The following is a 23,819-nucleotide window of genomic DNA, read 5'->3' as shown; positions in this document are numbered from 1 at the left end:
GGAAATCGGATCGTGTTGCGACCATGATGTCATGAATCTCCGATATGCGAGCGTAGAAAAGAAGGAATGATCGAAAATGAGTATTTCTATGGCGAACAAGGGCAGACGTGACGTCCGCGCCGCGGATCTCCACAGGGGGTAATGATGACCGATCGGAGCGCGGTTTCCACGATTACTGGCTATTTCTATCAGTTCGACCGCTCTATACTCAGCATCCTCGCGCTAACCGGAGATAATGACTCTGTGGCGATCGAATGCATCGAGGACATTGACGTCCAAACGGCCACGGAAACAACCGCCGTCCAGTGTAAATATTATGAGAAATCCGAGTACAACCATTCTGTTATCAAGCCCGCGATCCTTTTCATGCTCGAACACTACAAATCGGGCCTCACCGCCGGTCGGCCAGAGATCCAGTATCAGCTTAGCGGGCATTTTGCGTCTGGGCAGAACAAGCTCGCGCTCCCTTTCGATATCGGATTCCTCAAGTCGAATTTTCTCACCACTACATCGAAGGGGAAAACGATCAGAAAGCATGAAGAGCTGGGTCTCAGTGACGCCGAGCTTGAAGGCTTCTTGAAACTTCTATCCATCGACGTGAACGCGGCGAAATTCGACGATCAGTTTCGGAGTATCATCGAGAGTCTGGCAGAAGAATTTGAGTGCTCGCCGTTCGTGGCTGAGTTCTTTTATTATAACAGCGCCCTGCGAGTTATCAAAGAACTGGCCACCGAATCGGAGGAGGCTCGGCGGGTCATAACAAGAAAAGCCTTTGTAAAGCGAATAGACACATCATCGTATCTCTTTGATGAGTGGTTTATCGCTAAGCTCGGTATGGATAAATACTATCTTGAGTTGCGCAAAGAGTTCTTCGCAAGTGGCGTCAACGTCTCCCCTGTGGAACGGCTTTTCATCATCCATCTGGCTGGTAGAAGCTATAGCCGAAGCACGGTTAAAATGCTTCTGAAGACCATATCCCGGAAATATTCCAAGCTGTCCAAGCGCGACGCGAAGCCCTTCTCGCCTTACGTTCTGCTCGTCGGTATCGGCGAAAGCGAACTTGTCGGTCTAAAACAGGAGCTACACAACGAAGACGTTCGCTTCGTCGATGGCTACGATTTCAAGGGGGCCCAGTTCGACGCCGGGTCTATCTCCCGCCGCGCGTCCGTTGCCGGCCCGGCACTGAGGCTATTCTGCAATCTAACAGAGGCGCGGCAGACCTTTCTGTCATTCCGTCGCTCACGCGAGATATACGAATTCTATAGCAGTGAGCCGGTTGAAGACTTTGGTGATGTCGCCATCAACCATACCCGGTTCCAGGTTCCAAAATACGAAGATATCAATAAGATAATTTAGGAGATGACATGAGTGATGTAAAAGCGGAAGTAGTCGCGGTCTTTCCAAACAAGGTCAAGATTGTTGTCGATGACCTCGAGAATTTCAGAATCGCTGAAGAGTCTCTCCGCGTCGGATCTTACTTGAAGATCGCCGACAATGAGAACGCGGTTCTGGTCGCTATCATTGAGAATTTCCAGATTCAGGCGCGCGATGACGGCAGCCAAGACTACGTGATCGAGGCCTTCCCGCTCGGCGTTCTGCGCGATCAGAAGTTTGAGCGCGGGGGCGACGCCCTCGCCATCCCACCAAAGACAGTCCAACCGGCGACAATCGACGATATCCGACTGATTTATGGAAGTTCGCTAGCCGTGAAGGATCGCTTCTGCTTTTCGAACCTCGCGACGAACAATGAGGTCGAGGTTCCTGTCGACGGGAATAAATTCTTCAACAAGCATATCGCAGTGGTCGGTTCTACGGGCTCTGGCAAGTCGCACACCGTCGCGAAGATCATTCAGAAGGCGGTTGGCGCCAAGGGCGACTATACGCTCAACAACTCTCACGTGATCATATTCGATATCCATTCGGAATATCGTGCGGCTTTTCCGGAGGCGAACTTCATCGACAGCACCAGCTTGGTTCTCCCCTACTGGATGCTGAGCGGCGAGGAGTTGGAAGAGTTCTTTCTCGACACCGAGGCGAATGACCACAATCAGCGCAACGTGTTCAAGGATGCCGTGATCCAAAGCCGTAAGGCTGAGTTTACGGGAAATGACGACGAAAGGAACCGGATCCATCTGGACACCCCGCTCCCGTTCGACATTCGCTACGTTTTGGATCATGCCAACCATCTCAACACCGAGATGGTCGACACCGGCGAGGTGTATGCTGCTAGTAACAAGGCGAAGGCCGGACAACCGAAACTCACGCAGGGTAGCCTTCATGGGCGGCTGACCAACTTTGTGAATCGTCTCGAGAACAAGATTAATGATCGGCGCCTCGACTTCTTCCTTGGCGAGAATTCTAAATCGATCTCTTTTGAGGAAACGCTCCGATCCATTCTCGGCTATAGCGCTGACAAGCATAACAACGTTACGGTCATCGATCTGAGCGGCGTCCCGTTCGAGGTCCTGAGCATCACGGTCTCCCTGATTTCGCGGCTGATTTTCGAGCATGGCTATTTCTATAAGCGGCTGCGTTGTGCCGCCAATCCGAAGGAAGAGATCAACAACGATGCACCGATCCTCCTTGTTTACGAGGAAGCGCACAAATACGTGCCGACTAGCGAACTTTCAAAGTTCCGAGCGTCGAAAATGTCGATCGAGCGCATTGCCAAGGAGGGTCGTAAATATGGTGTCACCCTGCTCCTAGCGAGTCAGAGGCCCTCAGAGATTTCGGAGACGATCTTTTCACAATGCAACAATTTCATCGCAATGCGCCTGACCAATCCGGTCGACCAAGGCTACGTTCGCAAGTTGCTGCCAGACTCGCTGGGAACGCTTATCGACAAGATGCCCGGGTTTAAGCAGGGCGAAGCGCTGCTCGTCGGAGAGGCTGTCGCCCTACCGTCTGTAGTCCAAATCGAGAAATGCACGGTGGCTCCAGCATCGACTGATATTCCTTACTGGGACCTCTGGCAGCAAGAGTGGAAGGATCTTGCGATCGACAAGATCCGCGACGAGTGGTTGCGCCGCTAGTCAGGCGATGGGGAGCAGCCGGAAAGTCATTGTCGACCGTTCTGCGAACTATTTTGCAGCTTGGCCAGTGATGTTGGAACGCGCCTGACATCGGCCTTAGGCGACAGGTCTTAGGAGAAGAGCACCGGACGCTAGAAGGACTGAGATTGGGCGCAAAGCGGACGTTGCTCATGAGGAGATCAATCGGCGGTTAGGTCCGGGACTGTCGGTCGCTGTGGCAGCGGAGCCGCCCGAACTGCATATCCGCTTCAGCACCAGAGCCGCCGTTCGTTCAGGTCGCAGCGAACGGCAGCTGTCCGCCCTTTGCGTCAAATCCTTGGGGCAGATAGGGCCTTACTAGTGAAGACAGCAGATGTGGGGCGGACGTAGCGTTCAATTTAAGGATCCTTTTCGAACAATAGCTGCGACCACATCCGGAAGCGCCTGCACCGACAACCTTGAGGATTCCGCGTCCAGAACTAGAAGCGCGCTAGACAGATATGGATGAAACTTCTCCGACATCAGGTTTCCTGCTCCCGCGAACAAATCGACAGGTTCGCCGGATCGAATATCGGCCAGGAGTGCTCGAAGATCAGGTGTTTCATCGCCGACCTCCACCAGCAGAAACCCGTCATGCTGCTCGACTGAAAATCCCTCACTTCTAAGTGCGAGCGCCAGGGTTGACGTCTTAACCGTCCCCACTCGCGTTGCGATGATCGATGTACGCTCGCTGAGAGCCTGGATATTTGTGGCTCGAAACCCAAGTTGGTCATAATGTGCACGCGCTTCGTCTAGCATCTCTAGAGAAACCGCGTCCATGTATGCCGGTTGGGTGCCTCCTTCGAGCACTGCGAACATTCGATCAATCACCTTGTCATGAATGTCACCAGGATCACCGCCAAAGACAGGAGGCACGCCCGCCTTCGCGGGTTTGACCACGATCACCTTCTCGCGGTCATGGATTTCCTGAACCACCCACCGCCGCCCAGAGAAAATCAGAAGCATCCCTGGGGCAAGAACATTGTCAATCGGCAGGGTGCCAAGATCCCTCCCGTCTGCGACCAAGCGGAATTCCTCAGGCGTCTGAAACACTGCGTAGAAGCTGTAATGTTCGACCAGCTTTTCGCCTGCAGGTCCCAAGAGTAGCAGTCCGCTTCCGGACTGTTCGATCAAACCGGTTTCGGTATGACCGATCGAACGCAACACATCCGCGAAAACTTCGGTTGTGACCTTGCGGAAGGGGCCCTCGCGACACAGGATTCTGTAGACCACACTGGCAGAAGCACCTCCGCGTTGTGCAATGACAGACAGTATCTGATGGACGAGCGTCGAAAGATGAAGCGCCTGCGGTCTTGGCGGTTCGCACCACCCCTCAAGTAACAGGTCTATCATCGCGATAGACCGGATCAAACCAAGGCGAAGACGATCAACGAAGCTGCTTTCTGGCGTCAACTGAGTCTCGACGGCATACTGCCGCAAGACGGCTGGTTGTCCCTCGCGTCGGCCGGACCGGCCGAGACGTTGTCGCAACGCGGCGACGCTGAATGGCGCGCCGATTTGGGCCACGCAGGTCACATCACCGATGTCGATTCCAAGCTCGAGCGTCGACGTGCAGACGGCAGTTGTCGGCTTTGCGGCGTCCTTTAAGCGGCGTTCCACGAAGTCTCGGTGTTCGCGGGAGAGGCTAGCGTGGTGAGGATAGAATTCCTGCGGCAGATGTTCCCTCTCGCAGAGTTCCCGCAGCCGATCTGCATAGATCTCGACTCGTTGCCTCGCCCCAGCGAAGACGAGGTTGTCGCTGCCTCGAAGGTGCTTGAACAGATGGGCTGCGATGGCATCCGTTGCGGATGGGCTGTTTTCATCCTCATCGCCTGATACGTAGCCGCGAAGCTGGAGCCTCAATTCAGCCTCGCCGCCATCTGCTTCTATGAGCTGGACAGCGTTTGCAGCGTCAGGGCGAAGATAGGCCTTGGCGAGGTCCATGTCGCCCAGCGTAGCTGACAGACCTATCCGACGGAGTGGGCGCTTTATCGTGAGCTCGAGCCTTGTGAGCAACGAACGGAGCTGGACACCGCGTTCGCTATCTAGAACCGTGTGCAACTCATCGATAACGACCGCGCGCGTGGCCCCAAACAGGCGGCTAATTTCCAAACCGCGACGAATGAACAGTGCCTCAAGGGACTCTGGAGTTATCAGCAGGATCCCTTTTGGAGATTTCAGCGCGCGCGTCTTGATCGATTGAGAAACATCCCCGTGCCATGGAACAACCGGCAGCTCTGCTTCCTGGCAGATGCCCTCCAGCCGCATGGCCTGGTCCGTGATCAAGGCTTTCAGCGGACCGATATAAAGCAGGTCGAAGCCGATGCCGCCGAACGGCTCGTCAAGCACCTGTGAAATCAACGGCAGGAACGCCGCCTCGGTCTTTCCGCCCGCCGTGGAAGCCGCAACGATCAAATCGGCATCGGTCTCGCAGATCGTCCGGATGGATCGCGCCTGGATGTCGCGAAGCTCGCGCCATCCTTGCTGGCGTATCCATTTCTGCACAGGCCTCGCCAGCTTGTCGAACGCACTGCTCATCGGCGTCAGAGCTTGAAGCTGATCAGGTCATCATCACCGGGGTCTTGGGCACCAGTCGACTCGTCGACCTCGGTCATGTCTTCGCCGCGGTCTTCGTATACCTCGATCTTTTCGATTAGGTCGCTCCACTCGACACCGGGGTTTTGCTCGAGCACGGAAAGCAGGTTCACGAAGGCCGTCACCGTATTGCGCGGGGTGCGGAAGTAAGCTTCACCGATCCGGTCCGAGCAATGCGCCATGAAGGCCTCGAGCGCATCGTCTGGCAGAGCACCGGCGTCGTCCTGCATGATCCGCCGGACATTGGCCAGAAGAACGAAGAGGTCCTCAGGGGTCAGGCTGGCCAGCCGGACAACAGGTCCTGAAAGGTCAACCAACCCGTCTCGCGCGAAGGTGTTCTCGGCCAAACGCGACTGGAGGGCCTCGTAGCTGTAAAGCCCTCGACGGGTGTTCATCAGGAATTCCGGTGTGCCGCCCATGAGAAATCCGAGGTTCTCGGCACTGCCCTGCAGCACATCATTCAGGATCCGGAGGATCTGTTCGTAGTTTGCATTGCGAGCCTGCGACGAGGTCAGCTTGTAGAGGTTCACCATCTCGTCGAGGCCGACGAGCAAGCCTTTGTAACCGGCTTCACACACGAATGCCGACATCAGCTTCAGATGGTCATAGACACTGGCATCGTCGATGATCGTTCGCACTCCAAGCGCCTTGCGCGCGTCGGTGCGTGTGGCGAATTCACCACGCAGCCATCTCAAGGCAGCGGATTTCAACTCGTCGTCGCCGGTCTCATGGCCTTCCCAATATCGCCGGATCACCTCTGCGAATTCAAACCCCCCGGTGAGCTCTTCGAAGTGACCAAGGCGTTCACGAATGACAGACCCCGTGGGCGCATCGCGTTCCTCAGCATCGCGGTGTGCTTGGCTGACGAAACGCTCCACCACGCTGGCCAAGGCCCCGCCATCTGGCTTTGTCCGTGTCGACAGGTTTCGGGCCATCTCTGCATAGAGGCCTCGAGCTTGACCACCGGTCGCGTGAATGCGCCGGTCGGGCGCCAGGTCCGCGAACATCACCACCAGACCCTTTTCAAGCGCGACAAGACGGATCAGATTCATGAAGAACGTCTTTCCCGATCCGTATTCTCCGATGATGAACCGGATCGCCGATCCGCCATCGGATATCCGGTCCATGTCCTTGACGAGCTCTTCAATCTCGCGGACGCGGCCGACTTGGATGTGACGCAGGCCGAGCTTGGGCACGACCCCTGCCCGAAGCGCCTGCACGATTGCATCGCGTTCACGTGGTTTCAACTTCGACATCCCTGCCCTCCGCACTCATCTTTTCTTTTACCGCCTCCGCAATCTCAGGAGACACGTCATATCCATCATACTCGTCGAGAAGCGCTTCATCGTAGGTCTCAAAAGCCCATTCATTCACGACTTCCAAAGCCCCGGATACCATCAAACCATGCGAGGCGCAGATCTTCTCGAACTCGGTCTCAGACCAATGCTCGCGAGTAAGTACTTCGAGGACAAGGGCGCCGTGTTTCGGGTCAAGCCCTGCCACCAGGCATTCGTAGTCAGGCGTGGAGGCACCGCTTTCTTCCTCTTCGACATCGAAAATCTGACCGAGGACGGACGACACGCGCTCGGTGTCCGAACGGATTGCTGCGATCCGCGAAGCGTCGAGCTTGGGTCCGCTGGCTTTCACAAGATCGGGTATCGCTTCGCCCGGACGACCCGGTTTCGAGGCACGAACAGTGCGAGGACCATCCGCAACTTCGCCAGCATGCAGGTCTGAGTAGGCAAGCGCAGGATCTAGACCCAAAGCCTTGTAGATTTTCTCGATGCTTGCAACTTCGTCGGAGTGAATAATGCCATCGGCATGTGCTGCACCAACCAACGCTGCCCGCATAGCGGCCTGGCTGTCTTGGCCCACTTCCTTCAGTTTGCGGCGCAAGAGCGTCATGTCCGGTGGCACGGCCAGGAACCATTCAAGGTTTGCGCGCAGCCTGCGGCCTTCCTGATCGCTTAGGTCCGCGGCGGAGACCTGATCCTCCAGCGCCTTGCGCTCAGGCTCCGCGATGCGACCATCCGCATGAGCAACGAACGACCCAAGTGCCAATTCAATCAGGGCGCTTCGATAGCTGTCGGAAACTTCCTCCAGTCTTTCGATCGGTTCGCCCAGGCTGAACAGTACCACAGGCTCCTCCGCCTTGGGCGACCGGAGCGCAAACCGAGGGTCGGGCGCCAGACCGAAACCGAGACGGGCGAGCGCGTCGGCCGCTCCTGTCATCTGCCGTTTCCCGATCTTCTCGCTCGTTTCTCCCTCCAGACGTCCGATCACCTCCTCAAGCGGCACCAATCCCCCCCGATCGACGATAGTGCTTGCCCAAGATTTCAAGCGGTCCATTTCCTCGGATGGGAAGGCATCCCACAGTTCAGAAGGCAGCAATGCATGCGCTTCCACGCTTCCGCGACCGTCAGGGTTTCGGCCCAGGAAGCGACTGAGCTTGTCGAGATCGTTCATAGCCTCATCGGCCAATTCTTGTGCGATCTCGACCGGCTTACGCAGGCCAGAAATATCCGGCACCGGCTTTCCTTCAACAGTTGGGTTTGCTGAGCCCTCAAACTCGCTGGAAGCAGCCCTATAGGATACCTTGAGCGTTTTCCGGGGTTTGGCAACCTTGAGCCCGTCAGGAAACCGCTGGTCAAACCGGATACGGAAAAGAGCGATGAACTCATCCCGGCATCGCGTCGCCGGAGTTCTCAGATATGTTTCAGGGTGACAAATGAACCAACTCAACAACCATTCGGCAGTCAAGTTTTCGCCCTTGTAAATCCGAGCCCCGATTGCGTACTTCAGTGAAAACGGGAGTTCCCAGCCCTGCTTCTCAAAAATGGGCTCGATCGCATCGAAGTCGATTTCGACAAGAGTCGCGATGTCGAGGAACTCCCCCAGGTAGCGCCGGACGGAGTGACTATCGGGGTACAGCGACTGCAACCTTCGAACTTCCTGGACGATATCCTTAGCGTCATCCTGGGACTGATCGACGAAGAAACGACGCTCCAACCCGTAAAAATACAGGAACATGTATCCTGCATCAAACCATGCATCTTTTCGACCGCCGGCAAGCCAATCGAGATAGGTCGCCCTGCAGTCCGGCGAGATTTCCGAGTAGTTCGGCCAATACGGCAGCCCGCTTCCAGCAACGTCCGTGCCCCGCTTTGCCACTGGCAAAGCGGGATCGATATAGCCTCGGCACTTTGAACGATAGCCGTTGGTGTTCAGCGAAGGAGGGGTTCCGACGTAAACCATCCCGCCGATGTTGCGGCCCGCGACGCTCGTCGTTTCGTCAGATCGGATCCACCCGATTTTTGGTGATCTCCAAGACAGGGTAGCTGGCGCTGGTTGCTTTCTTTCAGCCGCTGCAGCTAGAGCTGGCGCCGCGGACTTTCCGGCACGGACGATCGCGGCGTAGTCCTGCTTCGGATGAACGTAGGCCTTGGTGGCCGCCTCTGTCGCTTGCGAAGGCTGCGCTCGTTCGGCCGCGGTCAATGAGTCTGGCATGGAAGACCGTCCCGCACGGGCGATTGCGGCGTTGTCCTGCGTAGGTGGGGAGTAGGCTCGAATGGCAGCCGGTGCTTGGGACGCAATGGCTTCGCGAGTTCGTTCGCGCTCACGCTCGATACGTTTGTCGTAGGCACTTGGTTGGGCTGCCAGCTCAGGTCCGAGTGGTCGGGTTTCGGAACTTCCCACGGCTTGCGCTTTTGCAGCGACTTTCCGCGATCTCCGCTTTTCTTGCCACCAGACCAAAATGATAGGAGCACCAAATGCAAACAACATTTGGCCACCCACCGGCCACCCCTGGAGGACTGTGACCACCACGATCATGCAAAAGATGAAGTAGACAAAAAGAAAGAATGTAATTCGGAAAAACTTGAGTAATGAAGACACTATCGCCCCTCCCCCTTCAGTCACACTATTTTACACGAACATCATTTCAATCATTAAAGCGGAGCCTGAACAGTTTTCCGGCCAGCGTCCACTGCCCAATGAGGTGACAGCGGTCATGCCCCAAGCACTTGGGGCCTTCAGCGCCCCCCTGATCTGAACTCGCCACCACGGAGATGATCACTGAGGGAGTGGGTGGCATTGGGGATAACGCATTCATCTCGCGCGTTGACTGGCACCAGCGCCACTGAAGCTGCACATCAACCTCAGACTGCCCTCCCGCCGCAGATGGGAGCCCGATCGCCCTGCATTGCCCTCGGATGCGGCGATCCAGTTCGTTTGACCACCAAGGTCCTGCTCAAGCTGCCGCCCCGGCAAGCGACTGAGATAGTGGCCAGCCCGTTGAAGATGGCGGACTTAGACTGGACGGAGGCGTATCGAGCCAAAGATGCGTTGCCTGAAATCCTTCGAAAACGCTTTGCCGCTAGAAACCCCGGCTGCCAATCCGCCGAGATCAAGATGCGTGCTGCACTGATGAACCGTTTCTCGGCCCTCGGCACCGCCGTGATCGTCTGCACCGCCTGACAAAGACCGATAAAGGGGCCATCACGCCTCAAGCCATCGTTCCGCAACAATGCCGCGGCGGCCTTGAAGGTGCAGCAGGCCAAACTTGGACTAGCCCTAACATGTCGTCGCCGCGATCTTCACAAAAGGCATCCGCGAAAAATTTGGTACTTGGTACACAAGATCACCGCTTACTGTATTGATTATATGAATGTATTCTGGATCAATCCGTCCAATCCATCATGGGGGCTACGGACAGGCGCGCAGCATTATTTACTTTTATTTTCATCTACCTAGACAACATTCCGTTTTGTGTCCGCCAATCAGGATTCCTTGCTTTTCCCGGATGTTTCCTTCTGTCTCCGGGGGTTTTCGAAGATCACCCGCTACTGGGTAGCAGCATCCGATCCATCCGTCTTGTCCGAGCCAGATCGGCACCACGGTCCGCCTGACCACCCGAATCCGGCTGCGCCTCGACTTACCTCACTCGCACGACTTCCGCCCAGATCGAAGTGACGCCAAGCTTTCCACGATTATCAAGATAGGGACAGTCGGGTCTCAGGTCATCGAGGACGCCAAGAAGTGGAGTGATGACACGTTGGTCCGGATACAACCGGGTCTGATCGCTTCAGGGCAAGCCGAGGGGTCGGAAACAGGACCGCAAACATGCGATCTGATCAAGAAGAGGAAGGACAAGGGGCGATCCAAGACGGGATGTGTCCGAATACATCGAGATGTTGGACACCCCGAAACGGGAGCACACGAACAACGGCATGCCGTCGCCCGTTGGCTTCGAATTGAGGCTGCAGAGCCTGAACAGGGCAGTGGCCTCGGAAACCGGCGGCACCTCAGGGCTCACGCCATGGGAAGATCACCAATGGTCGGCAGAGGACCAAACCCTGAACCGGGCGACCCCATAATAGCGAACTCCAAGGGGAGCAGGCCAAGGGCTCGAAACGTGCGAAGCTGAATGTCTTGTGACTTGCCACGACGCCCGCGCTGCATGATGATCCGATCACAATGACGAAATACCTGCTCGCACTCTTCCTGGCGCTGACCGGGCTGATGGTGGTGGCCGCCCCGGTCGCCGTCATGGCCATGTCCGGTGCCATGCTGTGCGAACAGCAGGCGGGCGGCACCATGCAGCATGCCGCGCACCGGTCCGCGACTGCCGTGATGGACCATGGCCACCATGGAGCGGACCACGGCATGCATCAGGTGGTCGAAGCTTCGGATGAGGCGCCGACGGACTCGGCGCCAATGTGTTGCGACCATGCCTGCGTGGCCGAGTTGACGGTGATGCCCGTGATGCTCGGCGACGGCCAGGTTGCCTCAGGCGCGCCGCATGATCTGTCGTCGTCCGACCTGACCGAACTGACGCACCCGAACGGGCTGCGACGACCTCCGAAGGCGTGATCGAGCCGTCGTAGGGCGCTTTCCGGCGCCTGTCCTGCCGATCCCTTCCGGAGACCAATCATGAAGATCCTCTTGGCGGCCGCCGTGCCGCTGGCGCTCGCAGGCTGTTCGCAGCCTTTCGAGCCCCCATTGGCCACCCCGCTTACGCGGGCCGCCGATCCGTCAACAGCGCACATGGCCCCGCCCGGACCCGCCGTCACGCACACCTCGCGCTCTATCGAGGCGCCGGGCGACTGGCGCAAGCTGAACGACGCGCAGGCGCCGGGAGGGTCATCATGAGGCGGGCTGTCAGGATGAGCGTCGCGCTTTTGCCGCTGGCCCTTGCGGCCTGTGCGGATGCCGGGCTGGTCGGCCAGGCTTCGGCCCCCGGCGCGGGGTTCTCGCTGGTTTCCAGCGGGACGAAACGGGCCACCGGCGCGACGGGCGTCTGGGCGCAGTCGGCCGCCGAAGTGGCCGCGAACGAAGCGCGTGCCCGCGCTCTGGTGCATCGCAAGACCATCGGGCCCGACACGGCCGTCCAGGTGGCGCTGATGAACAACCGCGGCCTTCAGGCCGCCTATGCCGATCTGGGCCTCTCGGCGGCGGACCTCTGGGAGGTGGCCATGGGCCCCGTGCCGTCCTTCGGCGTGACGATCTCCGGGATCGGAGAGGTCGGGCTGGCCCGCTCGCTTGAGGCGGTCGTGACGGGCGCGATCCTCGACGCGGCGACGGTGAAGCCCCGCCGCGCCATCGCTCAGACGAAGTTCCAGCAGGCGCAGTTCGCCGCCCTGGGCGCGACCATCGCGCTGGCGACCGAGACGCGGCAGGCCTGGATCGACGCGGTTGCGGCCTTCGAGGCGGCTTCGCTGATCGGACGGGCGCAGGGCACGGCCGATGCGGCGTCGGAACTGGCCGCCGAACTGGGACGCACCGGCGCGATGAACCGCGGCGATCAGGCGCGGGAGCATGTGTTCACCGCGGAGCTTGCCGCCGAACGGGCCGATGCCCGGCTGGAAGCGCAGCTGGCGAAGGAGAAACTGACCCGCCTCATGGGCCTCTGGGGCTCGGATATCGACTTCTATGTGCCGGATCGCCTGCCAGGGCTGCCCGGTCGTCGACCGGGCCGGTCGGATGTTGAAAGGCTGGCGCTGGAGCACCGCACCGACCTCGCCATCGGGCGGCTGGAGCTGGAGGCCATCGCGCAGGAATACCGGCTGGCGGGTCAGACGCGGATGCTCTCGGCTATCGAGATCACCGCAGGCGCCGAAGTCGAGCGATCCGACACGCCCACGGGACGGGAGACGGAGACCTCGCGCGTTCTCGAGGCCAGTTTCGAGATCCCGCTTTATGACACAGGCAAACTGACCAGCCGCCGGGGGGAACTGGTCTACATGCGCGCGGCGAACGAACTGGCGCAGGCGGCCGTGAACGCCCGGTCCGAGGCGCGGTCGGCCCATGCCGCCGTCACCGGCAAATACAACATCGCCCGGCACTGGCGTGACGAGGTCCTCCCGCTGCGCCGCATCATCGATGCAGAGGCGCTGAAGTCCTACAACGGCATGCTCACCTCGACCTTCGAACTGATCACCGACGCCCGCGAGGGGCTTGAGGCCGAACTCAGCTACGCCGAGGCCAAGGCCGACTACTGGCACGCCGAGGCAGCCATGACCGCCGCCATCTGGGGTGGCTCAAGCACAGGAGGTGCAGAATGAACCGCAGACAACTTCTGACCGCGGGGGCCGGTCTTGCCATGGCGTCTGCCGCACAGGCCCAGACCCGGTTCCGGGACCTGCCCGAAGCCGCGAGTTACGACAGCCCGAACACGCAGGTGCCGCCGCGCCCCGGCAACGGCCCGGACTACAACCCGGTCGTCACGCTGAACGGCTGGTCGCTGCCCTGGCGCATGAACGGCAACGTGAAGGAATTCCACCTCGTCGCCGAGCCGGTCGAACGGATCATGGCCAACGGCATGATGGCGCGGCTCTGGGGCTACAACGGCCAGTCCACCGGCCCGACCATCGAGGCGGTGGAGGGCGAACGGGTGCGCATCTATGTCACCAACCGCCTGCCCGAACATACCTCGGTCCACTGGCACGGGCTGATCCTGCCCTCGGGCATGGACGGTGTCGGCGGCCTCAGCCATCCCGCGATCCCGCCCGGCAAGACCTATGTCTACGAGTTCGACCTGACCAAGTCGGGCACCTTCATGTATCACCCGCATGCTGACGAGATGGTGCAGATGGCCATGGGCATGATGGGCCTGTTCATCGTGCATCCGCGCGATCCCGCCTTCATGCCGGTGGATCGGGACTTCGCCTTCCTGCTGGCGGCCTACGACATCGACCCGGGCACCTACATCCCGAAGGTGGCCGAGATGACCAACTTCAACATGTGGACCTGGAACAGCCGGATCTTTCCCGACATCGACCCGCTGGTCGTGAACAAGGGGGATCGCGTGCGCGTGCGGGTCGGCAACCTGACAATGACGAACCATCCGATCCACATGCACGGCTACGACTTCGAGGTCACCTGCACCGACGGCGGATGGGTGCCAGAGAGCGCCCGATGGCCCGAGGTCAGCATAGACATCCCCGTAGGCGCCATGCGCGCCTACGAGTTCGACGCGGTGCACGAGGGTGACTGGGCCATCCACTGCCACAAGTCGCACCACACGATGAACGCCATGGGGCACGACCTGCCCACCTTCATCGGCGCCGACAAGCGCAAGCTGACCGGCATGATCCGGAAGGAGACGCGCGGCTACATGCCCATGGGGACCGCCGGCATGGCCGACATGGGCGAAATGTCGATGGAGCTGCCCGAGAACACCGTGCCGATGATGACCGGCTGGGGCCCATACGGCCCGCTGGAAATGGGCGGTATGTTCTCTGTCGTGAAGGTCCGCGATGGCATCGCGCCCGGCGACTACGCCGACCCCGGCTGGTATGAAAACCCGCCCGGAACCGAAGCCTGGGAATGGACCGGCGAGCTTCCCGAGGAGGCCCGCAACACCAGTCCCGAAACCATCATCCCGCCCCGCGACCATGTGCGTCGCGGCTGATTTCCCCCTGCGTCCGGCTTGTCCGGGCGCGACCCCTCTCGTCTTGAAAGGACTCCTCCGATGAAAACCCTGATGACCCTCGCGTTTGCTCTCTTCGCCTCGACCGCCACCGCGGAAGGCACCCATTCCGGCGATCATGGCGGTGCGGGCATGAGCATGGGCACGATCACCAAGGTCGACACCCAGTGGAAGCGCCTGACAATCGATCACGGCCCGCTCGAGAATCTCGACATGGAGGCGATGACGATGGTCTTTGAAGTCGCCGATCCGGCAATGCTGGAGGGCCTGTCCGAAGGTCAGGAAATCGCCTTCACGGCCGACCGCGTGAAAGGCAAGCTGACCGTCACCGAGATCATGGCCGAGTAATCCATCCGGCCAGACATGCGGCGGGGCGTTCCGGCAAGCCGGGGCGCCCCTTTTCATGTCACGACCTCGTGTGGTTGCGCTCGATCAAGGAAATTCGCAGCATTCCGTCGGACGGTGATGGTGCGATGTCTCAACCCCGGAGGGTAACATGAAACGTCTCGCACTTCCCCTTGCCCTGGTGGCCCAGCCGGCAATGGCGGACCCTGAGGGCTATGATCACATGATGGGCTGGGGCTATGGCTACGGTCCCGGCATGGTGTTCGGACCGGTCCTCTGGCTGATCGTCCTTGGCCTGATCGTGGCCGGGATCGTCTGGTTCGTCCGACGCATGGACGGGCAAGCGACGGGCGGCAAGTCCCCTGGCGCGCTGGCGGAACTCGACATGCGGTTCGCCCGTGGCGAGATCGACGCCGAGGACTACGCCGCCCGGAAGAAGCTGCTGGCCAGCTGACCGGCACGTGCGCACGGGTTTTCAGTCGGCGGCGTGTGTCCGCTGGCTCTGAACCTCCTGCGCGCGTTCCGGCCAGGTCGACCGGATGAAGGCGAGTATATCCAGCACCTCGTCTTCGGTCAGCGTCTTCTCGAAGGCAGGCATCCCGCTCTTGAAGCCGGTCACGCCCCGCGACTCCAGCGTGGCCTGACCGCCCTTCAGCGTGTACTCCAGCAAGAGGGGTGTGTCGTGGTGCCAGGTGTGGCCGGACACATCATGCGGAGGCGCGGGAAGGATGCCGTCCTCTCCGGGGGTGCGCCAGTCGGGCTGCCCCTCCAGATCGGCCCCGTGGCAGGAGGCGCAGGTCTCGGCATAGAGGGCGGCGCCAGCTTCGATGTCACGATCCGTGAGCCGATGATCGGCCTGCGCGACCGTTGCGGCGCAGGCAAACAGAACCGTCGCAAGTCTCATTTCGCGCGGAAGTCCGCGTGGCACGCGCCGCAGGCCCTTCCGATCTCATGCATGACCTGCATCAGGTCGCCGGAGCTTTCGACCGTCCCGGCAAAGCCCGCGGCCGTGGTCTGGAGCGTCTCGGCGCGGGCCGTGAAGGTCGCGAAGTCATCCCAGATCACCGGCAGCGCCTCGGATTTGGGATCGAGGGCCTTTTTCTCGAAGAGCGAGGGAATGTAGGACGCTTCCTCGGCGATCTTCTCGAGCGCGGCATTGACCGCCACCGCATCGAACGAGGCCTGTCCCATGTGCATGCCGCCGATGACCTTCATCTGCTTGGCCAGTTCCGACATGCCCATCATCCGGTTCATGACATCAGGGTCCTTCACCCCGCTATGGGCGAAAGCCGCAGTGCCGGAGACGATCAGGGCGATGGCGATGTATTTCTTCATGGTATTTCCTTCCTGTTGAGGGGGTCAGGTTACATTGATCCAGGTGGTCATGCCCGACGCGGCATGGCCGAGCATGTGGCAGTGGAACAGCCACTTGCCGGGGTTGTCGGCGACAAAGGCGATCTCCAGCGGTTCATCCGGATAGCTGAGGATCGTGTCGCGCATCGGGCCGAGGGTGCCATCCTCCGCCACCTGCCGGAAGTGCATCCCGTGCAGGTGCATGGCGTGGGCGAAGGCCGTTTCGTTGGTCATCCTGACGCGCACGGTCTCGCCCCGGTCGAGGCTGGCAAAGGGCGTGTCGGTCATGCCGACCTGACCTGCAAGCGCCCAGAACTGTCCCTGCCCTGCCATCTCGCGAAAGCCAATGGCGCGGCCGTTCATCATGGCGCCGGACATCCGCCCCATGGCCCCGCCCTCCATCGCCATGTCGAGCCGCCGGGCACTGTCGATGCCCGGCACCTCAATGTTCGGGTTTGGCGGCAAGGCGGCGGGGCCATCGCGCCGGGTGGCAGATGCCGTGCCAGCGACCGGGAACCGCGCCTGGGGCCGCCACTGGTCGTCGTCGAACCTGACGAGCGCCGCGGTTTCCCCGACGTCTGCCGTCACATCGACGATCAGGTCGATACGCTGTGCGGGGGCGAGGATCAGTTCCGCCTCCACGGGTTCCGGCGCGGGCAGAGGCATGCCGTCCAGCGCGATCGTCCAGCCTTCGAGGCCCGCCAGTTGAAGCACGAAGATCCGCGCATTGCTCGCGTTGATCAGGCGCAGGCGGAGGCGCTCGTTGGCCTTCACCTCGCGGGCATAGTCATAGGTCCCGTTGGTGCCCAGCAGGTTGCCGAGGCGTCCGCCGTGGCTAAGGCTCATCGGATGACCGAACGGTTCCATGAACTGCGCGTCCTCGGGGTTCAGCAGCCAGTCGTCGAGGACCAGAACAACGTCCCGGTCGACCTCCGGCGCATCCGGTTCCTCGACAATCAACGCGCCGGACAGGCCTCGGGCCACCTGCTCAAACGAGTTGGTATGGGCGTGATACCAAAAGGTCCCGGCGTCCGGCACGGCGAAGTCGTAGTCGAAGGTTCCGCCCGGCGGCACGGCCTCCTGCGTCAGGCCGGCCACACCGTCCATAGCATTGTCGATACGGATGCCGTGCCAGTGGATCGAGGTCGGCACAGACAGGTCGTTCACCAGCCGGCGGGCCAAGCGCCCGCCCTGCGGCACGCGCAGGACAGGGCCAGGCAAAGCGCCGTCATAGGTCCATACTTCGGTGGCAGCGTATTTCGGCGGTGCGATCTGGGCGGTGGCGACGCGGGCTGTCAGCGTCTTTGGTGCCATCGCCCGCACCGGCAGGGCGGCAAGTCCAGCGGTTCCGGCCATAGCACCGCAGAAGGCACGTCGTGTCATGCGTAGGGTCATGTCACTCGATCCCGTTGGCGCGTTGTAACTCGCGAACATAGGCAATGATCGCGCCGACATCGGCCTTCGTCAGGCCGGATTGTGCGGGCATGTCTCCGAAGGCCCAGTGATGGGCCCGGACGCCGTTCTGGACCGCCAATACGAAGGCCATGTCCGCATGGTGGTTCGGCTCGTAGATCCTGTGCACCAGCGGCGGGCCAAAGCCCATCTTTCCGGTAGCGCTGGCCCCGTGGCAGGCGGCGCAGGTCGCGTCGAAGGCCCGCTGGCCGATGATGGCGTCGGCGGACAAAGTGTCGGGCACCGTGATCGAGACGAGCGGTTCGCCTTGGGCCGGCTGTGCACCGGGGTCAGGCGCACCGGGCCGGGTGAGGTAAAAGGCTCCGCCGGCAATGGCGACGACGGCCAGGGCGGCGGGAATGATCTTGCTCATGGGTCATGATCCTGAAGGGCTCGGCCATTGCGGCCGGGCATATCGGTGATCTGCGATCGGCGTCGCAGTCGCGGCTTTGGCGCGCTCAGGATCGTGGAGGTGGCAGGTCTCTGGACAGGAAGGCGGACGCCAGTTGCAGAGCTTCGTCCGGGCGGCTGCTGCGCACCGCGACCGGATCCACCGCAAACGAATTAAAGACTGGCATCGCATGGGCCGCCGGACCGCAGCCCGCGCCATGGTGGCAGTCAATACCCGAGGCGTGACCGCCCGTACCCCCCATTTCGGGACAGCCGGTGCAGTCACCATCCATGGTCGTGGTGCCCGCCTCTGCATGCGGCATGCCATGCGCCTGCGCCGCGCCGGGCAGAAACGCCCAGGCGGTGACGATCAACGCGATGATGACAAGGATATGCCGCACAGGACCTCCGGACGTGTCGCCGGAGTATGGCCCCATGCCGTTGGAGAGGTCAATCGGAGCGGGCGTCACATTCCGGTTTGCCCGGCAAGGAACCGAATGCCGATCCGGACCCGCATGAGCCTCATCAGGTTCTCCGTCAGAAAGATTGTCTTAAGAGGCACATTCCAATCCCAGCCGACGCAGACGCACTCGAGCTTGCGCTTGTCGATGCAGACCGCCGTGAAGACGCGCACCGCGCCGATTGCCCCGATGGCGAGGGCGAGCGGGGCAGTGAACCACGGCAGGAGCCCTGCCGTCATAGGAATGCCCGCCAGCGCCAGACCATAGCGCTCTCGTCTCTTCGCCAGCAGGTCGATCCCGAGGAAGATGCGCACCTCGACGTGGCCGCCGATCCGCTTTCCGTCGACGAAGGTGTGCGAAGTCGTCTGCACATTATGCCCTCGCCTGAGGTCATCGGTCTCTTAGCGGGCCCAGAGGTCGTGGTCTTCCACCTTGCAATCATGCGTTTCGAGCAGATGCTTCGACTTCAGGCCATAGCCGAGCGCGTGCTCCGGCATAACCACGCGGGAGCCCGCGACGGTTTGCCTGGTGTCCCCGGACATGTCGCTCTCTTCAGTTCGCGCAGGTGAACTGGCCGCGGAACCCGGCGGTGTAGTCGGGACCGGCGGTCACGATCAGGTCGTGCAGGTCCGCATCGTCCGTCTGGTTGACCTGCGCGCTCAGCGGGTCGGCGACAAACCCGTCGCCATCGGCCTCCAGCCGGACGAGGTCGCCGCTGATCCGGATCAGCGCGCTGTCACTGCCGGTGACAAGCACCGGCGGGCTGGTCTCGGTGTAGGTGAAGCGACAGGCGGCGCCGTCGGGAAAGACCTTGGCGATGTCGTCCTCGGTCAGGAACTCCGGGTCGACGGTCCTGACGACCTCGGACGAAAGTGCCCGGGCAGCATCCATCAGCTCCGGCGCAGGCGCGGCAGGTCCCGGGTGCGCCTCGCCATTGGCCGCGATGTCGGCAAGCAGATACCGCATCTCGGCAATCTCCTTGTCCTGCGCATAGACGATGCTGTCCGCCAGGTTCCGCACCCGTGGGTCCGTCAGATCGGCGCGCGATGAGGTCATGATCGCGATCGAATGGTGCGGGATCATCGCACTCATGTAGGACCGGTCCTGCACCGTCACCTGGCTGCGCACGAGCCAGAGTGCCCCGGCAAAGACGACGATGGACCCCGCGAAGATGGCGATGTTGGCGGCGCGGTTCGTATACATGCCCAGCATGAAGGCCAGCATCACGAACGCCATGACCGCGCCCATGACCAGCGCCATGTAGGCGCGGGTTTCGGACCAGAAAACATGGCTGACGAGGTAGGTGTTCAGGTACATCAATCCGAACATCAACAGGGTCGAGGTCGCGATCATGAGGAAAAAGCGGGTGTAGGCCATCGGGAATCTCCTGAAGTTCTCAGGAGAACAACAACCTTCCAGTTGCTGGATGTTCCCGAAAAAAGCACTTCGGTTTCGAGATTTCGGACGCTGAAAAGGCCAGTTCCTTCAGACGAACCGCGCGGAAATGATGTTGAGATTGGTATCGCCGCTCAGGTCCGCGCTCAGCGATGCCCGGTCCACCCTCTGTCGTCGGTGAACGCCCGCGCGTCCGAAATCGACGTGTGCCTGTAGCCTTTCGGCAGGCCCGCCAAGGGGCGCACCGGCTTTTGAGATGCGACGAACAGTATGTTCCCGCGATCCCGCCGGTTCCATGCACCGTCGACGACCTCCACATGTGGGAAGAGCTCCCTCAGGATCGCGTTCACCCCGCGCGCCAGCGGGCCGTCTTCGCGGTCGATCAGGTTCACATAGACCGGTCCGTCGACGATCTCGCGCAGGCGGGCGAAGGTCTCCACGGTGACCAGATGCGCGGGGACGGAGTTGGAGGAAAACGCGTCCATCACCACGGCGTCGAAGCGCCGGTCCGTCTCGTTCAGATAGACGCGGCCGTCGGCATGCACGAGGCCGAGGCGGCCGTTGGCCTCCGTAGAACCGGACTCATCGTAGCCGGTTCGCGCGATCATCTCGCCAGCGCGCGGCATGTGCGCCCGGACGACCTCTGTCACCAGGGGGTCGATCTCGACGGCCACCGCTGTCGCGTCGGGGCGCGTGGCCAACAGTTTTGTCGGAAGCGTGTAGCCCCCGCCGCCGATGAACAGAACCGAAGGCGCGGGTCCGAGGTCACGCTGCATCCGGGACCAGAGCCATTCGGTGTAGCTGAGGCCGAGGCCGACGGTGTCGTCGGCAGCGTCGGGCAGGACGCGCCGTTCGGAGGCCTGCATGATGCCGTCCGAGATCAGCCGCACCTCCGGCCCGCGCTCATCCACATGGAGGCAGGAGAGACCGGATTCGAACTGGCAGGACGGCGCGCCTGCGAGCCCCGCGAAGGCGACGAAACCGGCTGCGGCAACGGTGATGCCCTTGTTGCCTTTCTCGCCGCCCCGCAGGAACGGCAGGCAGAGGAGCGCCACCGCACCGCAGGCGGCGAAGGTCATGGTCGAGCCGATCAGCGGAAGCGTGACGAAGCCCGCGAGGATGGCGCCGAAGATGGCACCGACCGATCCGGCGGCCATAACGATGCCGAGCGACGATCCCTCGCGCCCCGGCCGCGCCTCGATGGCGAGCTTGGCCAGCATGGGCGACGGCAGGGTCACGGCGACGGAGGCCGGGAAGAAGACCACCAGCACGGTGATGATCATGCCCCAGGTGCCCCGCGCGCCCGAGGCATGCAATGTGCCGAGAAGCGTCGGCGACACGGCCATCAGCACCGCCGTCGCGATCAGCGCGTTGCGGACATTCCGGATGGCGATGACCCGAGGACGCTCGGCCACGAAACCGCCCAGGGCGCTGCCGAGGGAAAAGCCGCCCAGCACCGTGGCGATGACGGTGGTCCAGGTCAGAAGCGAGGTTCCGAAGAACGGCGCGAGGACGCGACCGGCCGCAATCTCGTAGGTCAGACCGACGGCGGACAGGACGAGGATCAGGAGGATGGTGATCGGAAAACGGATGGTGGCCTCCTTAAGCTCATGTCGGGCGCGTGTCCTCCGCGCCATATAGTCCGATGGCGGCGCAAGACCGTTTGTGGGCGCCGAATGCCCCGAGAACCCGCCAACAAAACTCAAAAGCCAGCGGGACCCTTTCGGGCCCCGCTGAAATGCATCAGCTGGCGTCCTTGAACACCTGGTAATCACCGCGGACCTGGACCGTGACGGTCACGACACTGCTGTCCCGGTTCCGCCAGAACCAGCCGTGATCGCCGTCGAAGGCGGCCGTGATCTCACCCTCCTCGCCGGTCGATCCCCGGCCTTTCTCGTAGGTGACGGACTTGCCGCCGCCGTGGCCGTGCAGGTCGAAGTTCACCCGTCCGCCCTCGACCGTCATGCGGTATTGCGCGACCTGGCCTTCGGTCATCTCCATCTTCCACTCGGCGGATTCGCCGGGGGCCAGCATGAAGATCGTCTCGTCCCGCCATTCCGGCGCGTCCTGCGCGGCGGCGCTGCCGACGAAGAGCCCGGCCAGATCCGCCCAGAGGCTCGGGCGCGCATCGACCATGCTCATCTCGTCCAGCCGCTTCTCTTCCGCCAGCTGCTGCTTGATCTCGCCCATCTCGGTCAGTCCGAGGACACCACCCACGCGGGTCGGGTCGATCCCGTATTCGGCGGGTAGCACCACGGTGACTAGGATCACGACGGCCGAGGCGGCCGCGATGGCGGTGGATTTCAGCAGCTGCCGCGTGGTGGGCAGGTCTTCGAGCGCGGGTTTCTGTGCGTTGTGCATGGGTATCTCCGTGATGTCAGGAAGTGAGGAACAGGCCGGTCAGCTGATAGCCCATGAGGATGAACCCCAAGGACATCATCACGACATTGGCCGTGTAGGCGTGGCGCCAGAAGGACGGCTGGCGGCGCCACCAGCCCATGGCGATCAGGATCACCGCGAGGGCCATGATCTGGCCCAGCTCGACACCGACATTGAACGCCAGCAGGTTGGGCACGAGGCCCTCCGAGGCGATGTCGTAGTCGAGGATCTTCGTCGCCAGGCCGAGCCCGTGGAAGAAGCCGAAGATCAGCGTCGCGGCCTTGGTGTTCGGTTGATATCCGAACCAGCGCTGGTAAGCGCCGAGGTTGTCGAGCGCCTTGTAGACCACCGACAGGCCGATGATTGCGTCGATGAAATAGGCGTTCACGCCCCAGCCGAACCAGACGCCGAGCAGCATGGTCGTCGAATGCCCGAGGGCGAAGAGCGACACGTAGATCGCCACGTGCTGCATCTTGTAGAGGAAGAACACCACGCCCAGCAAGAACAGGATGTGGTCGTATCCGGTGACCATGTGCTTGGCGCCGAGATACATGAAGGGAATGAGGTTCACCCCCCAGATTTCCTGGATATAGCCCGCGTCACCCTCGGTGACATTGTGGGCCATGGCCTGCGTGGCGCAGAGCATGAGAAGGGTGAAGATCAGGAGTGCGATGCTCGGGCGCCTCATGGCCCGGGCCGCATCCTGCGAAGGTGCGATCATTGAGAGATCTCCGATATGCGTTGCGATTGGACGGAACGGGCCCGCAGGCCCGGCGTCACGCGCGCGGAGGTCGGTCGTGGGGGGCTGTGGGGGTCGATCGCCAGTCTGTCGGCAGCGCGGCATCGGCGCTCCGTTCGACCGGGGTCCAGTGCAGGGCGGGCGCGCCCGTCAGCACCGCGGAACTGTGGTCGTGATCGGCCTTGTCGTGGCTGTGGCCGTGCATGGCCCAGGCCAAGTCTTCCTCGAGGCCATGGCTGTGGCCATGCGCCTCGACCATCTGCGCATGCTCGGCCAGAACGTCCAGCACGGCAGGCACATGAGAGGCGACCGGCTGGATCGTCCAGACAAGCAGCGACAGGCACAGCATTGCTGCCATGCCGTTCCGCAAGATCGTCAGGAATACGCGTCCCGGCCTCATCCGCCTGTTGCCATCCACTTTCGGGCGCTTTGCGCACCATCTTGAGTTATCCCCCCCGGGGGGTTACCCATACCCTATGACATCCGGCCACACCCATGCAACCCACCCCAAGATCGTGACGCGGCTGAAACGCGCCGAGGGCCACCTGCGCGCGGTCACCGCGATGATCGAGGACGGCAAGCCCTGCCTCGACATCGCCCAGCAGTTGCAGGCCGTCGAAAGCGCGATCCGCAACGCCAAGCAGGCCCTGATCCATGACCACATGGACCACTGTCTGACCGATGGCGCGGCCGACCGTGACGAGCTGAAGGCCATCTCCCGCTTCCTCTGA

24 protein-coding genes and 1 pseudogene are annotated in these 23,819 nt (G+C 61.5%); 10 read left to right on the top strand and 15 right to left on the bottom strand.

Annotation, left to right across the window (positions count from 1 at the left end):
• The first annotated feature begins 144 nt into the window (after window positions 1-144).
• Together ATO6_RS12875 and ATO6_RS12870 are read left to right on the top strand one after the other, a co-directional pair.
• Window positions 145-1,356: a DUF4297 family anti-phage-associated protein gene (locus tag ATO6_RS12875; RefSeq protein WP_254919143.1), complete on the top strand. Its 1,212-nt coding sequence runs from the start codon at window positions 145-147 to the stop codon at window positions 1,354-1,356.
• An 8-nt stretch (window positions 1,357-1,364) separates the two neighbouring features.
• A complete protein-coding gene (locus ATO6_RS12870) occupies window positions 1,365-3,032 on the top strand; it encodes an ATP-binding protein (RefSeq protein WP_088624414.1) in 1,668 nt (555 codons plus the stop codon).
• A 372-nt stretch (window positions 3,033-3,404) separates the two neighbouring features.
• Here the strand turns inward: ATO6_RS12870 and ATO6_RS12865 are convergent, their stop codons facing one another.
• The 3 genes from ATO6_RS12865 to ATO6_RS12855 are packed head-to-tail and all read right to left on the bottom strand — an operon-like array spanning window position 3,405 to window position 9,539.
• Window positions 3,405-5,588, bottom strand: coding sequence for a DEAD/DEAH box helicase (locus ATO6_RS12865; protein WP_088624413.1), 2,184 nt, complete (start codon window positions 5,586-5,588; stop codon window positions 3,405-3,407).
• Between the two features lie 5 nt (window positions 5,589-5,593).
• Window positions 5,594-6,901, bottom strand: coding sequence for an ATP-binding protein (locus ATO6_RS12860; RefSeq protein WP_088624412.1), 1,308 nt, complete (start codon window positions 6,899-6,901; stop codon window positions 5,594-5,596).
• The gene (locus tag ATO6_RS12855) at window positions 6,879-9,539 is read right to left on the bottom strand and encodes a TerB N-terminal domain-containing protein (RefSeq protein WP_254919142.1); all 2,661 of its coding nucleotides are present in this window, start codon (window positions 9,537-9,539) and stop codon (window positions 6,879-6,881) included. The genes ATO6_RS12860 and ATO6_RS12855 overlap by 23 nt, the downstream gene beginning before the upstream one ends.
• A gap of 424 nt (window positions 9,540-9,963) precedes the next feature.
• On the opposite strand from ATO6_RS12855, the pseudogene ATO6_RS25445 reads away from it, so the two are divergent.
• The 7 genes and pseudogenes from ATO6_RS25445 to ATO6_RS12815 form a co-directional block, all read left to right on the top strand.
• Window positions 9,964-10,121, top strand: a pseudogene (locus ATO6_RS25445) (IS5/IS1182 family transposase); the annotation flags it as partial.
• 999 nt (window positions 10,122-11,120) lie between these two features.
• Window positions 11,121-11,516: a hypothetical protein gene (locus tag ATO6_RS12840; protein ID WP_088624409.1), complete on the top strand. Its 396-nt coding sequence runs from the start codon at window positions 11,121-11,123 to the stop codon at window positions 11,514-11,516.
• A 60-nt stretch (window positions 11,517-11,576) separates the two neighbouring features.
• The gene (locus ATO6_RS12835) at window positions 11,577-11,795 is read left to right on the top strand and encodes a hypothetical protein (protein ID WP_088624408.1); all 219 of its coding nucleotides are present in this window, start codon (window positions 11,577-11,579) and stop codon (window positions 11,793-11,795) included.
• Window positions 11,792-13,207, top strand: coding sequence for a TolC family protein (locus tag ATO6_RS12830; protein ID WP_254919141.1), 1,416 nt, complete (start codon window positions 11,792-11,794; stop codon window positions 13,205-13,207). Before ATO6_RS12835 ends, ATO6_RS12830 begins: the two co-directional genes overlap by 4 nt.
• Window positions 13,204-14,556, top strand: coding sequence for a multicopper oxidase family protein (locus ATO6_RS12825; protein WP_088624406.1), 1,353 nt, complete (start codon window positions 13,204-13,206; stop codon window positions 14,554-14,556). The genes ATO6_RS12830 and ATO6_RS12825 overlap by 4 nt, the downstream gene beginning before the upstream one ends.
• A gap of 60 nt (window positions 14,557-14,616) precedes the next feature.
• On the top strand, window positions 14,617-14,922 hold the full coding sequence (locus ATO6_RS12820; RefSeq protein WP_088624405.1) for a copper-binding protein: 306 nt from the start codon (window positions 14,617-14,619) through the stop codon (window positions 14,920-14,922).
• A 148-nt stretch (window positions 14,923-15,070) separates the two neighbouring features.
• A complete protein-coding gene (locus tag ATO6_RS12815) occupies window positions 15,071-15,373 on the top strand; it encodes an SHOCT domain-containing protein (RefSeq protein ID WP_088624404.1) in 303 nt (100 codons plus the stop codon).
• 21 nt (window positions 15,374-15,394) lie between these two features.
• Here the strand turns inward: ATO6_RS12815 and ATO6_RS12810 are convergent, their stop codons facing one another.
• From ATO6_RS12810 to ATO6_RS12760, 12 genes are all read right to left on the bottom strand, one after another.
• Window positions 15,395-15,823: a cytochrome c gene (locus ATO6_RS12810; protein ID WP_088624403.1), complete on the bottom strand. Its 429-nt coding sequence runs from the start codon at window positions 15,821-15,823 to the stop codon at window positions 15,395-15,397.
• Window positions 15,820-16,254, bottom strand: a complete 435-nt coding sequence (locus ATO6_RS12805; protein WP_088624402.1) for a cytochrome c — start codon at window positions 16,252-16,254, stop codon at window positions 15,820-15,822. Before ATO6_RS12805 ends, ATO6_RS12810 begins: the two co-directional genes overlap by 4 nt.
• 24 nt (window positions 16,255-16,278) lie before the next feature.
• Window positions 16,279-17,628 (bottom strand): multicopper oxidase family protein, encoded by a 1,350-nt coding sequence (locus tag ATO6_RS12800; RefSeq protein ID WP_254919150.1) that lies wholly within the window; start codon window positions 17,626-17,628, stop codon window positions 16,279-16,281.
• A gap of 40 nt (window positions 17,629-17,668) precedes the next feature.
• Complete coding sequence (locus tag ATO6_RS12795; RefSeq protein ID WP_088624400.1) at window positions 17,669-18,097, bottom strand: cytochrome c; 429 nt, start codon at window positions 18,095-18,097, stop codon at window positions 17,669-17,671.
• Window positions 18,098-18,182: 85 nt separating this feature from the next.
• Window positions 18,183-18,515, bottom strand: coding sequence for a hypothetical protein (locus ATO6_RS12790; protein ID WP_141101994.1), 333 nt, complete (start codon window positions 18,513-18,515; stop codon window positions 18,183-18,185).
• Window positions 18,516-18,580: 65 nt separating this feature from the next.
• The gene (locus ATO6_RS12785; RefSeq protein WP_369597068.1) at window positions 18,581-18,946 is read right to left on the bottom strand and encodes a hypothetical protein; all 366 of its coding nucleotides are present in this window, start codon (window positions 18,944-18,946) and stop codon (window positions 18,581-18,583) included.
• Window positions 18,947-18,976: 30 nt separating this feature from the next.
• Window positions 18,977-19,117 carry a hypothetical protein gene (locus ATO6_RS25595; protein WP_369597067.1) on the bottom strand — a complete coding sequence of 47 codons (141 nt, stop codon included), beginning with the start codon at window positions 19,115-19,117 and terminating at the stop codon, window positions 18,977-18,979.
• A 10-nt stretch (window positions 19,118-19,127) separates the two neighbouring features.
• Entirely contained in the window at window positions 19,128-19,952 is an 825-nt protein-coding gene (locus tag ATO6_RS12780) for a DUF6692 family protein (protein ID WP_088624398.1), read from the bottom strand.
• 164 nt (window positions 19,953-20,116) lie between these two features.
• Window positions 20,117-21,607: a fused MFS/spermidine synthase gene (locus tag ATO6_RS12775; protein WP_176440922.1), complete on the bottom strand. Its 1,491-nt coding sequence runs from the start codon at window positions 21,605-21,607 to the stop codon at window positions 20,117-20,119.
• Between the two features lie 106 nt (window positions 21,608-21,713).
• A complete protein-coding gene (locus tag ATO6_RS12770) occupies window positions 21,714-22,331 on the bottom strand; it encodes a transmembrane anchor protein (RefSeq protein WP_088624397.1) in 618 nt (205 codons plus the stop codon).
• A 16-nt stretch (window positions 22,332-22,347) separates the two neighbouring features.
• Window positions 22,348-23,037: a HupE/UreJ family protein gene (locus ATO6_RS12765; protein WP_176440921.1), complete on the bottom strand. Its 690-nt coding sequence runs from the start codon at window positions 23,035-23,037 to the stop codon at window positions 22,348-22,350.
• An 88-nt stretch (window positions 23,038-23,125) separates the two neighbouring features.
• Entirely contained in the window at window positions 23,126-23,446 is a 321-nt protein-coding gene (locus tag ATO6_RS12760; RefSeq protein WP_141101993.1) for a hypothetical protein, read from the bottom strand.
• A 118-nt stretch (window positions 23,447-23,564) separates the two neighbouring features.
• On the opposite strand from ATO6_RS12760, the gene ATO6_RS12755 reads away from it, so the two are divergent.
• Window positions 23,565-23,819, top strand: a complete 255-nt coding sequence (locus ATO6_RS12755; RefSeq protein ID WP_088624394.1) for a metal-sensing transcriptional repressor — start codon at window positions 23,565-23,567, stop codon at window positions 23,817-23,819.

It is taken from the genome of Oceanicola sp. 22II-s10i (assembly GCF_002210105.1).
Classification (GTDB): Bacteria; Pseudomonadota; Alphaproteobacteria; order Rhodobacterales; family Rhodobacteraceae; genus Pseudooceanicola.
The sequence above is the reverse complement of the archived record's forward strand: the minus strand, read 5'-3'. Positions and strand labels throughout refer to the sequence as shown.